This is a genomic window from Lutibacter holmesii (assembly GCF_042679665.1).
Taxonomy (GTDB): Bacteria; Bacteroidota; Bacteroidia; order Flavobacteriales; family Flavobacteriaceae; genus Lutibacter; species Lutibacter holmesii.
The window spans coordinates 495,608-510,463 of sequence record NZ_JBHTMV010000003.1 but is presented as its reverse complement, the minus strand read 5'-3'; the positions used below and the strand labels follow the sequence as shown (position 1 = coordinate 510,463).

The 14,856-nt window shown below is 29.8% G+C and carries 15 protein-coding genes; 1 reads left to right on the top strand and 14 read right to left on the bottom strand.

Going from position 1 to position 14,856, the window contains the following annotated elements:
* Positions 1 to 5 precede the first annotated feature (5 nt).
* A complete protein-coding gene (locus tag ACFQ5N_RS05045; RefSeq protein ID WP_386808288.1) occupies positions 6 to 431 on the top strand; it encodes a molybdenum cofactor biosynthesis protein MoaE in 426 nt (141 codons plus the stop codon).
* Between the two features lie 18 nt (positions 432 to 449).
* On the opposite strand, the gene ACFQ5N_RS05040 is transcribed toward ACFQ5N_RS05045, so the two are convergent.
* The 14 genes from ACFQ5N_RS05040 to ACFQ5N_RS04975 form a co-directional block, all read right to left on the bottom strand.
* Entirely contained in the window at positions 450 to 2,915 is a 2,466-nt protein-coding gene (locus ACFQ5N_RS05040) for a response regulator (protein ID WP_386808286.1), read from the bottom strand.
* A 62-nt stretch (positions 2,916 to 2,977) separates the two neighbouring features.
* On the bottom strand, positions 2,978 to 4,747 hold the full coding sequence (locus ACFQ5N_RS05035) for a MutS-related protein (RefSeq protein WP_386808284.1): 1,770 nt from the start codon (positions 4,745 to 4,747) through the stop codon (positions 2,978 to 2,980).
* Complete coding sequence (locus ACFQ5N_RS05030; RefSeq protein ID WP_386808282.1) at positions 4,748 to 5,827, bottom strand: HesA/MoeB/ThiF family protein; 1,080 nt, start codon at positions 5,825 to 5,827, stop codon at positions 4,748 to 4,750.
* Positions 5,824 to 6,660, bottom strand: coding sequence for a DUF1835 domain-containing protein (locus ACFQ5N_RS05025; RefSeq protein WP_386808280.1), 837 nt, complete (start codon positions 6,658 to 6,660; stop codon positions 5,824 to 5,826). Before ACFQ5N_RS05025 ends, ACFQ5N_RS05030 begins: the two co-directional genes overlap by 4 nt.
* The gene (locus tag ACFQ5N_RS05020) at positions 6,653 to 7,765 is read right to left on the bottom strand and encodes an NTP transferase domain-containing protein (RefSeq protein WP_386808279.1); all 1,113 of its coding nucleotides are present in this window, start codon (positions 7,763 to 7,765) and stop codon (positions 6,653 to 6,655) included. The genes ACFQ5N_RS05025 and ACFQ5N_RS05020 overlap by 8 nt, the downstream gene beginning before the upstream one ends.
* Positions 7,758 to 8,237, bottom strand: a complete 480-nt coding sequence (gene moaC, locus ACFQ5N_RS05015) for a cyclic pyranopterin monophosphate synthase MoaC (protein ID WP_386808277.1) — start codon at positions 8,235 to 8,237, stop codon at positions 7,758 to 7,760. Before moaC ends, ACFQ5N_RS05020 begins: the two co-directional genes overlap by 8 nt.
* Positions 8,238 to 8,347: 110 nt before the next feature.
* Positions 8,348 to 9,106 (bottom strand): phosphatase PAP2 family protein, encoded by a 759-nt coding sequence (locus ACFQ5N_RS05010; RefSeq protein WP_386808275.1) that lies wholly within the window; start codon positions 9,104 to 9,106, stop codon positions 8,348 to 8,350.
* Positions 9,107 to 9,173: 67 nt separating this feature from the next.
* Complete coding sequence (locus tag ACFQ5N_RS05005; protein ID WP_386808273.1) at positions 9,174 to 10,370, bottom strand: molybdopterin molybdotransferase MoeA; 1,197 nt, start codon at positions 10,368 to 10,370, stop codon at positions 9,174 to 9,176.
* Between the two features lie 21 nt (positions 10,371 to 10,391).
* On the bottom strand, positions 10,392 to 11,378 hold the full coding sequence (gene moaA / locus ACFQ5N_RS05000) for a GTP 3',8-cyclase MoaA (protein WP_386808271.1): 987 nt from the start codon (positions 11,376 to 11,378) through the stop codon (positions 10,392 to 10,394).
* Entirely contained in the window at positions 11,378 to 12,010 is a 633-nt protein-coding gene (locus tag ACFQ5N_RS04995; RefSeq protein WP_386808269.1) for a Crp/Fnr family transcriptional regulator, read from the bottom strand. The genes moaA and ACFQ5N_RS04995 overlap by 1 nt, the downstream gene beginning before the upstream one ends.
* A gap of 11 nt (positions 12,011 to 12,021) precedes the next feature.
* The gene (locus ACFQ5N_RS04990) at positions 12,022 to 12,435 is read right to left on the bottom strand and encodes a DUF6691 family protein (protein WP_386808267.1); all 414 of its coding nucleotides are present in this window, start codon (positions 12,433 to 12,435) and stop codon (positions 12,022 to 12,024) included.
* 10 nt (positions 12,436 to 12,445) lie between these two features.
* Positions 12,446 to 13,003 carry a YeeE/YedE family protein gene (locus ACFQ5N_RS04985; protein ID WP_386808265.1) on the bottom strand — a complete coding sequence of 186 codons (558 nt, stop codon included), beginning with the start codon at positions 13,001 to 13,003 and terminating at the stop codon, positions 12,446 to 12,448.
* A gap of 72 nt (positions 13,004 to 13,075) precedes the next feature.
* Positions 13,076 to 13,711: a Crp/Fnr family transcriptional regulator gene (locus tag ACFQ5N_RS04980; RefSeq protein WP_386808263.1), complete on the bottom strand. Its 636-nt coding sequence runs from the start codon at positions 13,709 to 13,711 to the stop codon at positions 13,076 to 13,078.
* Positions 13,708 to 14,853, bottom strand: coding sequence for a 3-deoxy-D-manno-octulosonic acid transferase (locus tag ACFQ5N_RS04975; protein ID WP_386808261.1), 1,146 nt, complete (start codon positions 14,851 to 14,853; stop codon positions 13,708 to 13,710). The genes ACFQ5N_RS04980 and ACFQ5N_RS04975 overlap by 4 nt, the downstream gene beginning before the upstream one ends.
* Between the last annotated feature and the right edge of the window lie 3 nt (positions 14,854 to 14,856).

Genomic DNA, 14,856 nt, shown 5'->3' with positions numbered 1-14,856 from the left:
AAAGCATGGAAAATAGAACTTCAGTTAAAATAACCTCCGCTGCATTAAACCAAGAAGATTGTTACAATTTTGTGGAAGATGCTTCTTGTGGTGGTATTGTAGTATTTGTAGGCACCGTTAGAAACGCTACTAAAAACAAAGAAGTTACTTTATTAGATTTTAGTGCTTATGAGCCCATGGCATTGAAAGAAATGCAAAAAATTGCAAACTTGGCTTTGGAAAAGTTTGCAATACATAAAATTGCCATTCACCACGCAGTTGGAAAACTTAAAATTAAGGAAATACCTGTAATTATTGCAGTTTCATCAGCACATAGAAAAGCTGCTTTTGATGCTTGTGAATTTGCAATAGACACTTTAAAAGAGACGGTTCCTATTTGGAAAAAAGAGCATTTTGAAGATGGTGAAGTTTGGGTAAATGCACACCCTTAAAAAATCAAAATACACTAGCTAAACAGATGTTAGTTTTTTAATTTTTTGAAGAAGTTCTTCTTTATTTATTGGTTTTAAAATAAAATCATTGCAACCTACTTCTATAGATTTTTTCTTTATTTCAGAAAAGGTAAAAGCGGTTTGTGCAATAATAATTATTTCTTTATTAAATTTTCTAATTTCTTTAGCTGCCTCGTACCCATTAATTCCATGCATTTTTATGTCCATTAAAACTATGTCAACATCAGCATTAGATTTACAAAATTCAATAGCATCTTCACCATTTTTAACATGAATTACTTTAGCATTTTCATTTTTCAAAATTTCATTTAAGTAAACAGCAGATATTTCATCATCTTCAACAATAAGTATTTTTTTACTAGAATTAGTGTTATCCTTTTCTATTACAATCTCTTTGTGTAAAGCGTTTTTTTGTAACGAATTTACATACGGGAGTGTAAAATAAAACTGGGAACCAACACCTTCTGTTGACTCAACCCAAATTTTACCTCCTTGCATTTCAATATAAGATTTAGAAATAGTTAATCCCAAACCTGAACCTTGATACGCCAATTGATCTTCAATATCTGCCTGCTCAAAACGATTAAATATTGCTTCAATTCTGTTTGATGGAATTCCTATTCCTGTATCTTTTACAAAAAACTGCAAATACTCTTTTTCGCCTTCCGTAATCAATTCATACCCAAAATCTATCTGTCCTTTATGCGTAAATTTTAAGGCATTTTTTACCAAGTTAGACACTATAGAATCAAATTTAGGCTTGTCTGTTTTTATATTTGCCAATTCATTTGACAAACCAACAGTGTAATTTAAAGCTAGTTGTTTTTGAGCTGCTTCAAGTTTAAAAAAGTTAAACAAATTAGCAATTCTTTCATTCACATTTACTTCTGAAACAACAAAATTCATTTGGTTTGTTTCAATTTTAGAAATATCAATTAAATCATTAACGGTATTTAACATTCTACTACCACTTTGCTTAATAATTTTTAAAAAATTATGTCGTTTATCAGCATTAAGGTTAGGATCACTTAACAACTCTGTAAATCCTAAAATACCATTCATTGGAGTTCTAATTTCATGACTCATATTTGCCAAAAAAGCTGACTTTAAACGATCACTTTCTTCAGCTTTTTCCTTTGCCTTAATCAATTCTATCTCTTTAATCTTTCTATCGGTAATGTCATGAACAATTCCTTGAATAGCATAACTATTTCCGTATAATAAATAGCTAATAGAAACTTCAACAAAAAGCTTTTGTTTGCTTTTTGAAATACACACCAACTCATATTTAAATGGTTTTTTTAGCTTATCAAATTTTTCTTTTTTAGCTCTAACATCAAGTAGATTATTAGGATCTAATAATTGACTTGAATCAAAATTAGGAGCAAACAGTTCTTTTTCTGAATATCCAAAAAGGCTCACAAATTCTTTATTAACTAATTTAAACTTTTTATCCTGCTGAATAAAAATAGCATCGTATGAATTTGCTATAAGTTTTCTATATTTTGTTTCACTTTCTTTTATTAAATCTGTTTTTATCTTTACCTGTTTTCTTAAACTTATCAGCCACAACCATAACGCTAACATTAAAAATAACACGCTACCAACTATCCATAAAATTATGTGCATATACCTTTTTGGCAACTCACTTGATGTTGCAAAAATCCATTTATTATAAATTTCTTTTTTTCGGAATTCGTCAATATGATCAACCGTTTTATTTAAAATATTAAATAACTTTTGATTGCCTTTTGGAACGGCAACTGATAACGCATTGAAATACCCAATTTCATCAACAATTTTTAAATTACTTATTCCTTTATCATCAATTTGATACGTAGCATACATTTGATTTGTAATAAAAGCATCGTACGTATTTATAGAAACCTCTCTTAAACCCTGGTAATTATCATTAACTTCAAAAGGCTTTAAATTTGGATAGTTTTCTAACAAAAATTCTTTAACGGCATAATTTTTTACAACACAAATTTTCTTGCTACTTAAATCATCCAATCCATAAATTTCGCCTTCTTTTCTGGTAATTAAAACATACGGTACTCTAATAAATGAATTGGTAAAGTTTAAATAAGTATTTCGCTCTTCAGATTGAGCAATTCCAACAATAATAAAATTTTTGGCTGTTTTTGAGTACGCCATTAACTCGTCCCAATTATTAAAGTATCGTACTTTAATTTTAACTTGTAATTGTTTTTCAATTTCTTTTGAAAAATCTACCAAAAAGCCTTCGTACTCACCTTCATCATTATAAAAAGCATTTGGAGGTGCATTGTAACCAAATAAAATTTCAATGTTTTCACTATTGTTTTGAATCCATTCTTTTTCAGTCTCAGTTAAAAAGTCTTGCTGATTATTACAAGAAATAAACAGGAGTAATAGAAAAAAACTTACTGTTTTTACACAACAGCGTAAAAATAACTTAAGAAGATTTTTAATACTTTTCAAAATAAAAAGGGGTTAACAATATCTAAAAATACGTTGTTTTTTTAGATTATAAAAAAAGAATGTTACACAATTTCCATTTTTTTCAATAAAAATGACGCGTTCATGTTTTTACAAATACCATTTTTCAATTGGTAGTCAAAATGTAATTCGTTATTAATAATTTCAGCATCAAAATAATAATTTTTAACAGCTGTTAATTCTTGCTCAACCTCACATAAACTTAAATCATGGGTAGCAATAATTCCGGTTGAATTTGATGCCACCAACTTTTGAACAAATTTTTTAGATCCAATTGCTTTATCAGTACTATTGGTACCTTTTAAAATTTCATCTAATATAATAAAGTAATTATCGTTTTTAATTTCATCTACAATAAACTTCAATCGCTTTAATTCTGAAAAAAAGTACGATTCATCATCAGCCAACGAATCTGTGGTTCGCATACTTGTAATTAGTTTTATTGGATTGTATTCAAAACGTTTAGCACACACAGGTAATCCCATATTTGCCATTACTATTGCTAATGAAACGGTACGTAAAAATGTACTTTTACCAGCCATATTTGCACCGGTAACAATAAAAAATTGTTGATTTTCAATCGTAAAATTATTATCAACACGCTGTTTTTCTTTTAACAAAGCATGTCCTAAATTATTAGCTTTAATAAGCTCAATATTTTTAGTAATCTCAGGAAAAACATACGCTGGATGGTTAAACTTAAAATTAGCCAATGAGTTTTGAGCATCAAAAAAAGCAATTACCTTAAACCATTTCTCAACGTTATTTTTATACGTTTCAATCCACTTTTCAATTTTAAAAGCAATGTTGGTGTCTCTTAAAAAAAGGCCGTTCCCTACAATACCAATCAGTAAATTATTTCGTTGGTCAAAATCATCTAACAATTTAGAGTATCTTTTAAAAATAATGGACGCCTTTTGGCTTTCATTTTGAATTTCTTGCTGTTTTCTTTTTAAAATTTTAGAAGTAAAAGAAGCTGTTTCAATTTCATTTAATAGCTTATGATATTGTTGAAATGTTTCTTTTGCATTGCAAGCTTTTGTATACAAATTGTTGACTCTTTTTAAATAAACTCCTGAAATTGCAAGTCCTAAAAAAAACCAAATTAGTAGAATTACATCTGGAATTAATCGCATTGCAACCAATACAATTAAAACTACAGAAATAATAGAAACTACTAATGGAATATACGCCAACTGCTTTGGAAAAACCGATTTGTAATTATGTATCCAACTTACAATTTCTTTTGCTGAATGTTGTACTTTTACCAAATTAGCAATAGCCGAAAAATGCTGTCTCCAAATTGGTTTATCAGCTAATTCATGAATTCCTTCTTGTTTTTCTTCAATGGCATCAATTTTATTTGAAGTCAATTCTTTTACCAATTTGTTTGTACCTTCAAGCGTTACTGTTCTGTTACTATATTGAAAAAAAGAACCTCTTCCAAACAAATCAATATCAAAACTATACGGATGCTTCGGATTCAAAAACTGGCTTCCATCATCCAAATCCAAATAATCTCTTTTTAAAACTTTCAGTTCTGTTTTATTAATATCAATTAAAGCTTTTTTTAGCTTAAAACTGTATTGTAAATTAGTGTGTTTGTACAATAAAAACACAAAAATAAGTACGCCAACAGCCACAATTGAAAGTACCACAGGAATATTTCCAAAAAATAAATAAACCCCAAAAAGGGTTCCTAAAAAAACAATTAACCTCAACAAACTTGAGACGGCTAACTTGCTTTTTAATTTAGATGACGCTTGCTCAAATAAAGCTTGTTGTTCTTTATAAAATTCTTTAGGTTGTTGCATTTAATATTTTTCTATTCCTTCAGCCAAACTCAAAACTTGCAGTGAAGGAAATTTTTCTTTTAGTTTTAACGTAATATCATAACTACTTATTCCCTTTTTACAAACTACTACATAACACTTGTTGAAATTAGGTGTAAACGCTTCAATATTGAATGTTTTATACGGAATTTTTTGATGTACTTTAAACGGAATTGGAATATCTGTATGATTTAAAACACTAATTATTTCTATATTTTCTGAAGTTATTTTTTTCTTGAATTCTAAATTTGAAATCAATAGTGAAGGCTCTTGAGTTTCACAAAATACTTCAGTATAATTTGAATTGTTAAAAATTTCTTCAATAACAATGGTTTCATTTTTTCGCAATTTCATTTTAAACTGCGAATTATCCAACGCATTATAAATTAATAATTGATTTATTAAAAGTTGCCCGGTATTTGTAATTAGTTTTAGCACTTCATTCACTTGTAACAACGCTATAAGTCCAACAATAGGATTCATTGTTCCAGCCTCTTCACAGTTGGGAACATCAGTTGCTATTTTAGGAAAAGCATCACGTAAATTACAACTAAAAGTTCCGTCGTCAAGCTGCTTGTTAAACGTAGCTACATAACCATCAAATTTATACAAAGAGCCATATACCAATGGCTTTTTTAACAATACACAAGCATCATTAATTAAATATTTAATAGGCAAGCTATCTGTACCGTCAACTACAACATCATATTTTGAAACCAGCTCTAAAACATTGTTTTTTGAAACGGCTTCTGCTAAAAAAGTAACGTTGGTAAAAGGTGCTTTTTGTTGAATTTCAGAAGCTAAAACTGCTGCTTTAGATTTTCCAACATCATTCGTTTTATAAAAAACTTGTCTATGCAGGTTTGAAATAGAAACCGTATCAAAATCTACCAAATGTAACTCGCCAACACCACTTGTAGCCAAATAAATTGCAATTGGACTTCCTAAACCTCCGCAACCAATCACCAAAACTTTTGCTTTTTGCAATTGCTTTTGACCTTCTTCTCCTATTTCTGGTAACGTAGTTTGACGTTTAAAGTATGCTGATTTTGATATGTTCATTCTATTGTTAGTAGCTTTGTTGCCTTTGTAGTTACACTATATTTTGAATCTTTTATGGTGTAATATTCTTGTAATTTTTTTAGCGCTTCAATATATTGTAAATCACCAAAACCATAAACTGTTTCGGTATGTTGCCAAATCAATAGTTTTTGAATGATTTCTTTTTCTGTTAAGGCTTCAGAAGCAATAATTTCAATTATTTTTTGCTGAATTTCATTCAGTCCGTTTTCAGTAGGAAAGCGTTTTAAATGTTGATGCATTGCTGCTTGTAAATACATAAATTTTCTATTTTTAAAATTAAATTCCTTTAATTTTTCAATATCATTTTCAACATACGCTTGCCAACAACTATCTGCAAATTCTAAATTTACTTTAGACAAAGTGACTCTTTTTTTGTACAACTCCGGATATTCACTTGGTAAAAAATCAGACAGTGACTGTAATCTATCTTTTCCTTTTACATAACCGGTACAAACTAAGCTATACGTAACTTCTTTTTTAAAATTTTGAAGGATAAATGAACAAAGCGCCATTAAATTTACCTGACAAAACAAATCAAATTCAAACCATAAAACAATTTCAGTTTGTTTAGGAACATCTGTTAATTTTAAAATTTCTTTAATGGTTTTATCAAAATATTCTATTCGGGCAACATTTAATTCATTTTCAAAAAAATCGTAACGTTTTTTCCAAAACTCATCACTACCAACCTCATTACAAGTTGGTCCTTCGCATAATAATTCTCTCCAAACTATTATATCTCCTTCAAGTGTTGTATTCTTTAAAATTTCAGCAGTATGATCTCCGTTTGCAATGTGAAGTATATTAGCCATTTATTTCTTTGTAAGCGTTTTTAAATTCTTCTGGTGTATTAATATTTCGTATAAAGCTATCATCAATTTCAACAATTTCAACTTCTGAATTGATCAATACTTTACGCGGACAAGAATATCCTTGTGCCAAATAATTTAATAATAATGTGTAACTTTTAGGTTCCCAAATTGTAATTAAAGGCTCTGGAAATTGCTTGTCTTTTCCTTTAATTGTAGTTGCTATTTTTGATGGATTTCTATGTTTTAACAACAACTGAATAACCTCATCTGTTACAAAAGGTAAATCTGTTGCAATTACCAACCAAGCCACATCAGGATTTTCTTGAAAAGCAGAACATATAGCGCCAAAAGGTCCAAGGCCAACAAACTTATCGGTAATTTTATTGTTTATTGAAATTTCTTGCTCTTCTCTAACTGATAAATACGTTTTTAAATTGTTTTTTTCTAACAATTCAATAGCAACATCTCGCTGGTTTTTCCCAAAGAAATTTAAAACACCTTTATCTTTCCCCATTCGGGTACTTTTTCCGCCAGCCAACACTAAACCTTGAATAGGTGCTATTTTTTCTTGAATTAAATTCTCAATGTGTTTTGAAATTTTTTCAATTTCATGAATATGGTAACACATCAAATTTTTAATTTGTGGATTGTGTGCTTCTAAAAAATCAAAATAAGTAGCTTCCTCATTCAATTTTATCACAAATTGAATGTTATTTAACTGCTCTAATCGCTTTTTTACCGAAGCTTCTTTTTGGTTATCTAAAATTAAAATTTGTTTTTCACCTTGGTAATGGTTTCCATTAATAAACACAAAATCATGTTGCGAAAACTGAATACGTTGGTTGAATTTATTTACTTTAGAATTTAATGAAAAAGCAGCTGTTCCTTTATGTTGAAATGTATACGTTTCAACAGGTAACACCAGCGCTTCTTTACTATGTGAAGCATCAAAATACCCCAATTTATAGGATGATAATTTTTCAGAAATAGATGTCACTAATTCTGAAATTACACCACAATTTGTACCAACCAATGAAATTTCATTAGGTGCAAAATTGTTATTATCACGAAGCTTTAATTTTGCGTGTTTTTGATGTTTACCCATTTTTAATATCGCTTTTTCCTCCAGATTTCTCTATCAGCTTTATTTCTTTAATAATCATTTTTTGTGAAATAGCTTTGCACATATCATACACCGTTAAAGCCGCAATATTAGCACCTGTTAAAGCTTCCATTTCAACACCTGTTTTACCTTCAATAGCAACTGTGCATAAAATTTCAATATGTTCACTATCTACAATATCAATTGTAACATCAACACCATTAATTAATAGCGGATGGCACATTGGAATTAATTCTGAAGTTTTTTTAACCGCTTGAATCCCGGCAATAATTGCAGTTTGAAAAACCGGACCTTTTTTAGTACGTAATTCATCATTTTGAAAATGCGCAATAATTTCAGAACCCAAAAACATGGTTGCTTTTGCCGTTGCTTTTCGTTTGGTAATTTTTTTATCACCAACATTCACCATTTTTGGTTGGTTGTTTTTATTGATATGAGAAAATTTATTTTCCATAAGTCTCTAAATTATTTTTTCCTGAACACCAACGTAATTCACTTTGAAACAACTTGCCATTCTAACTTCAAATATACGTTTTTTGAATTCTTTTTTAAGCACTACAAACCTTACAAAGTATATTTAAAATAAAAACCGTAAGTATTTTCTTTGTACTGTGGAAAGAATGAAATGTCTTTTGATTTTTTAAACGGATTGAAATTTTTTAAAGGTTTAAAATGATAAACCAACTGAGTTACAAAAACTCCAATTCCTGCGCCCACCAACACATCAGATAAATAATGCTTATTGTTTAACATTCTAAAAACACCTGTTGTAGCCGCAAATGCATAACCACTGTAGGCAAAAACAGGAGCGGTTTCCTGAAACTCATTTTGCAAAACCGCTGCATTTGTAAACGCAATAGTTGTATGCCCTGAGGGAAATGACTGACTAATTCCATCGGGTCTTGTTTTTGTAATGGTTCGTTTTAAAAGTTCTGAAATTGAGGTTGAAATGACATTTGAAATAAATAAATATTTTGACTGATCAAACCAATGGTTTTTAGCTTTTACACCTAACACATCTGCAGCATACATTTGTGCAACAGGCATAAACAAAATGTAATCATCAATTGGAAATTCGTAATCTTCTCCCACTTTATCACGTATATCACTTTGAAGGTTTCGTTCAAAATCACTATTATTTATGAGTAAACCTAAACCTATTAAACTTGCAGGCACAATACTTTTTTGCAATAGTGTTCGCGTTTTTTTAGGATACACATCTATTTTTGCTTGTATAGAATCAGTTCCTTTTACGGTTTGAGCATTCAAACTCAATAAACTTAAAAACAAGAAACAGAAAAGTACGTTTGAACTAATTTTCATTTTAATACAATTTTTACTCAAAACAAATGTACACTTCAAAAGTAAATAACAATGCTTTTTAGAAATTTTATCTATAAGAAATAACAGGGAACACTTCTCCTTTACTAAAATTAGCTTTATCAGCTGGTAACTCTATAAATGCATCAGCATCTACTAAATTTACCAAATCTCCAGATCCTTTTCCAGTAACTGGAGTTGCAATTAATTTTCCATTTTGCTGCGCTAATTTCACTTGTAAAAAATATGTTAAACCGGGCTTAAAAAAGAAATCTTCAGAAAGTATTGCTTGCTGACTGTTTTCAAAAGTAACACCCATACTTTTTTGATACCAAGGTGTAAAATATTTTAAACAACTTACAAAAGTAGACACCGGATTTCCTGGAAATGCAAACACTGTTTTATTAGCTTTTTTCCCAAACCAAAACGGTTTTCCAGGACGCTGTTTCACTTTATGAAATAATTTTTTAACACCTAAATTATCCAATACTTCAGGAATAAAATCAAATTTACCTTTAGATACAGCTCCGCTAAAAATAAACACATCGTATGTATTTAAAAACCCTTCAATTTTTGTTTGCAATACGTGTTTATCATCTAAAATATGAGCCGTTTCAGCTTTAATATGTAATTTTTCTAGTATAGAAATCAAGGTGAAAACGTTACTTCGTCTTATTTGATGTGCCGCCGGATTCTCATTAACTTCAACCAATTCATTTCCAGTGGAAACTATCATAACTTTAGGTTGTTTTGCTACTTTTACTTTATATTTACCAACTGTTGCCAACACACCAATTTCTGCAGAAGTAATTAAGGTGTTTTTTTGTATTAATACTTCATTAGCACCGCGGTCTAAACCTTTTTTATGAATGTTTTGAAAAAATTTAACATTATCTAAATGAACCGTTGCTTCACCATTTTCAATAGTTACCAACTCATATTGAATAACAACATCACAACCATTTGGCAGCACGGCACCTGTCATAGCTTCAATACAATGCTGCTTATTTTGCAAAGTCATTTGTTCACTACCTGCTGCTTGTACACCTTCAATTTTAAAAGTACGCTGACCACTATTAAAAGCTTCTGAAGAAAAAGCAATACCGTCCATACTTACTCTATTAAACGGTGGAAAATCTCTATCGGCAACTATATTTTCTTTTAATACGCGACCCATAGATTTTAAAAAGTCTACTTCTTCAATTCCAAAATCTTCAGCATTATTTAAAATAATTGCTAATGCTTCTTTTACGGTTGTTAATTCCATTTAAACAAATTATGAATTCCTTTATCCTCCAATTGTTGACATGCTTTCTGACACATTATTATCTCGGTTAGCTTCAGCAACAAATCCATTTTCGGGCTTATTATGCACTGTTGAAATAAACAGTTCTTTTAAATCATTATCACTTGCACCGTTTCTAATAAAATCACGAACATTAAACACACCACCATCAAACAAACAATTTTTAAACATACCGGTTGCGGTAATTCTTATTCTATTACAATCGTTACAAATGGTTCTTGTAAATGCAGGAATAATTCCAAACGTACCTTTGTAATTTGGAATTTTAAAGTTTTTTGAAGTTGAAGATTTTTTAGATTGAAGTGGATTAATTTCTGGATAATGATTTTGAATATGGTTTATTATTTTGGTGTAATTCCACTCTTCGTTCATTTCTCGCTGTCCTTTTCCATTAAAAGGCATTTCTTCAATAAAACGAACTGCAATGTTTTTATTTTTTGAAAGCTCAACAAAATCAATAATTTCATCGGTATTAAAACCAGACTGAACCACAACATTTAATTTCAAATTTAAATTACTTTTTGCTAACAATTTAAAAGTGTCAAATACATTTTCAAATACATCGCGTCTTGTAATTTGTGCAAATTTTTCTTTATGTAAACTATCAATACTTAAATTAATTGATTTGATTTTTAGCTCTTCAAGCTTTTCAATATGCTTAGAAATTAAAGCTCCGTTTGTTGTAATATTAATTTCATCTAACTTATCATTAAACGCTAATGATTCTAAAAGGTTTATAAATTTTTTTCGAACAAAAGGTTCTCCACCGGTTAATCGCACTTTATTTACACCTAATTCTGAAAGTACCCGAGTAATTCTATACATTTCTTTATAAGTTAGCAGCTCTTTTCTTTCAACAATATTAATACCTTGAGCTGGCATACAATATTGGCAACGCAAGTTACAACGGTCTGTTACCGCTAATCGTAAATACGAAATTTTTCTACCAAACTTATCTGTTAACTGCATTAATTTAGTGTAATTTTATTTCTTCCCAATGTAATAATTTCTTCCTTTTCTAATTTTTTTAATAACCTTGAAATAGCTTCTCTTGAAACTCTTAAATCTCTTGCAATATCAAAATGTTTTCTATGAATGGTGGTACTATTATGAACCAAGCTTGTATATTCTATATACTTAACCAATCTAAATTCTAAATTTTCAAAAGCAATATCATTGATATCCTCTAATAAAAGTGACGTTTGCTTATGATTCATTTTTAAATAAAATGCTCGCCAAGAATCATATTTTTGAAACCATGAATTTACTACTTTCACTGGCACAGAAATATAAGTTATATTACTTTCTGCTTTTAACCTAATTTCACTTTTTTTATTTTCTAAGGCATAAGAAATAGCAATGGCACTTGTTTGGTTTTCAGACAAATAATATAAAAATAATCCTTTCCCTTTACCATCTCTTCGCATCACTTTTACAACGCCTGAAGTTACTAATGGTATAAAATGAATTTCCCTTCGTATCTCTAAAATTATTTGATCCTCTTCAGCATGTTTTAACAATCCGTAATCACACAATTCTTTCAACAATTTCGTTTCAAAAATGTTCGAAAAATTAGTAGCGACTATTTCATGTATTTTCATTTCAACACTGTTTAATGAGGTAATTTATCTTTAAATAGTCCATAAAAAAACGCACCTAAAGTAGCTCCAAAAATAACCACTAAAATAGATACTACACCTTTACCTACAAGCACAAACATTGGTCCTGGGCAAGCACCTGCCAATGCCCAACCTAAGCCAAATAAAATTCCACCTAATAAATTTCGGTACAATCCTTTCTTTTTTGGTGCTATATGTATTTCTTGACCTTCAAAGGTTTTTACCACTTTTTTTCGAAACAAGAACATGCTTACCATTCCAATTAACACAGCTGAACCAATAATTCCATACATATGAAATGATTGAAATTTAAACATTTCATAGATTCTATACCACGAAATTATTTCGGCTTTACTCATTATTATTCCGAAGAGTATCCCTACCAAAAAAAACTTTACGTATTTCATAATTCTTCTTTTAAAATATTAATGGTAAAATAAACCAAGTCATTACTAGACCTCCAATAAAAAATCCAATAACTGATATTAACGATGGTAATTCTAAGTTACTCAGTCCTACAATAGCATGACCTGATGTACAACCGCCGGCCCAACGGGCTCCAAAACCAACCATAATACCAGCTAACAGTAATATTACAAAGCCTTTTAAGGTCAACATAGTTTCTACGCTAAAAATCTCATCAGGTAAATAAGTTGCTCCAGCATTTTTAATTCCAATGTCTGCTAAATCTTGAACTGTTTGCGGATTTAACGCTACTGCATCACTAGGTGACAACCAATGACCAGCAATAAAACCGCCCGTTATTGCCCCAGCAACAAAAATTAAATTCCAAGAGTTTTGCTTCCAATCAATTTTAAAGTAATCTGTAAATTTTCCAGCTCCACCAATTGAACAAAAAGTTTCTAAATTGGATGAAACACCAAAACGTTCGCCAAAATAATATAGTAAAAACATGACCAACGCAATAAGGGGTCCAGCAATATACCAAGCCCAAGGTTGTGTTATAAATTCCATAATTTATTAATTAGTTAGTTTTATAAAAATATGGTATAAATTATGCCGCTATGTAACTTTAGTTACTTTTAATTAAAATTGTAAAATTTCAATTTTGTTTCTATGCAACTTAATTTTTCCTTCATTCTCTAATTGTTTTAACAATCTTGAAATTACAACTCGAGATGTATGCATATCATATGCAATGTCTTGATGCGTAGTATTTAGGGTAGTTTCACGCATAATTTGAGCCTTGTCTGTTAAATATTTATACAAACGCTCATCCATTCGCATAAAAGCCAATGTATCAATAGTTTCCATCATTTCATTCAAACGAATATTATAACTATCAATTACGAAGTTACGCCATGATTTGTATTTCACCAACCATTCATCCAATTTTTCTTTTGGAAGAAATATAATTTCACTTTCTTTCTCTGCAATTGCTCGTATACCACATTTTCCGTTTGAAATTGCACTTGCAAAAGAACTTGCACAGGTATCACCTTTTTCTAAAAAATAAAGCAATATCTCTTCACCATTTTTATCTTCTCTAACAATTTTTATAGCTCCTTCTAACAATAAAGGAACACCTTTCATTTGATCACCTAAATCAACCAATAATTCATTATCGCGTAATTTTTTATATACACCAACTTGTTCAATTTCATCCATTAATTCTTTTTCAAACACGAACGAATAATAGTTGTCTAGTTTTTCTCTTATCATTTTATGAAATTTAATATTTTAGAAGTAGCTCCTTTTTTGCTTACCACATAATTATAGGCATTACTACCTGCCTGCTCTCTTTTTTGTTTTTCTTGAAAAAATTCGTTTAAAAGTACGGATAATTTTTGAGAATTATCAACCACAAAACAAGCCTCGTTTTTCACCAAATCTATAGCTTCATTAAACTTATAATAATTAGGGCCAATAACAACAGGAACACCAAAAGTTGCCGGTTCTAACACATTGTGAATTCCAGATTTTGTATAACCACCACCTACGTATGCTACAGAAGCATAACTGTATATTTTTGTTAAAATTCCAACAGTATCAATAATAAAAACCTGGTACTCTTTTAAGTTTTCACCCTCCTTTTCAGAAAACAAAACTACCTTTTTAGAAATTGTATTTTTTAATGCTTCAATATCTTTTGAATTTATATTATGAGGCGCTATAATAAATTTTTCATTTTCAGAAGCGTGCTTATTTATATAATTCACCAATAATTCCTCATCTTCTTTCCAAGTACTTCCTGCAACTAAGGTGTATTGATTATTTTTAAATTCAGAAATAAAACGCAACTCGTTATTTTGTTGTGTAATTTCAAAAACCCTATCAAAACGTGTATCTCCACTTACCGTTACATTTTCAAAATTTATTTTTCGTAATAACTGCGCTGAACTTTCATCCTGTACAAAAAAATGTGTAAACGCTGTTAAAGATTTACGCATCCAACCGCCATACCATTTAAAAAATGCTTGGTCTTTTCTAAAAATACCCGAAACCAATATGGTTTTAATATTTCTACATTTTAACACTCTTAAAAAGTTTGGCCAAAATTCATACTTTACAAAAATAGCGAGTTCAGGATGTACAATATCTAAGAATTGTTTTACCTTTTTATTAGAGTCTAAAGGCAAATAACAAACCACATCTACTTCGTTATAATTTTTACGAACTTCATAACCTGAAGGTGAAAAAAACGTAAGTATTAATTTATGCAATGGATATTGTGTTTTTAATTTTTCAATAATTGGACGCCCTTGTTCAAACTCTCCTAAAGAAGCACAATGTATCCAAATAACCTTATCTTTTGGCTGTATAGCTTTTGTTAATTTAGGAAATGTTTCTTTTCTACCTTCCACAAA

Coding starts and splice junctions, on each gene's coding strand:
- ACFQ5N_RS05045 (WP_386808288.1), top strand. CDS start 6: ATGGAAAATAGAACTTCAGTTAAAATAACCTCCGCTGCATTAAACCAA.
- ACFQ5N_RS05035 (WP_386808284.1), bottom strand. CDS start 4,747: ATGCAACAACCTAAAGAATTTTATAAAGAACAACAAGCTTTATTTGAG.
- ACFQ5N_RS05030 (WP_386808282.1), bottom strand. CDS start 5,827: ATGAACATATCAAAATCAGCATACTTTAAACGTCAAACTACGTTACCA.
- ACFQ5N_RS05025 (WP_386808280.1), bottom strand. CDS start 6,660: ATGGCTAATATACTTCACATTGCAAACGGAGATCATACTGCTGAAATT.
- ACFQ5N_RS05020 (WP_386808279.1), bottom strand. CDS start 7,765: ATGGGTAAACATCAAAAACACGCAAAATTAAAGCTTCGTGATAATAAC.
- moaC (WP_386808277.1), bottom strand. CDS start 8,237: ATGGAAAATAAATTTTCTCATATCAATAAAAACAACCAACCAAAAATG.
- ACFQ5N_RS05010 (WP_386808275.1), bottom strand. CDS start 9,106: ATGAAAATTAGTTCAAACGTACTTTTCTGTTTCTTGTTTTTAAGTTTA.
- ACFQ5N_RS05005 (WP_386808273.1), bottom strand. CDS start 10,370: ATGGAATTAACAACCGTAAAAGAAGCATTAGCAATTATTTTAAATAAT.
- moaA (WP_386808271.1), bottom strand. CDS start 11,378: ATGCAGTTAACAGATAAGTTTGGTAGAAAAATTTCGTATTTACGATTA.
- ACFQ5N_RS04995 (WP_386808269.1), bottom strand. CDS start 12,010: ATGAAAATACATGAAATAGTCGCTACTAATTTTTCGAACATTTTTGAA.
- ACFQ5N_RS04990 (WP_386808267.1), bottom strand. CDS start 12,435: ATGAAATACGTAAAGTTTTTTTTGGTAGGGATACTCTTCGGAATAATA.
- ACFQ5N_RS04985 (WP_386808265.1), bottom strand. CDS start 13,003: ATGGAATTTATAACACAACCTTGGGCTTGGTATATTGCTGGACCCCTT.
- ACFQ5N_RS04980 (WP_386808263.1), bottom strand. CDS start 13,711: ATGATAAGAGAAAAACTAGACAACTATTATTCGTTCGTGTTTGAAAAA.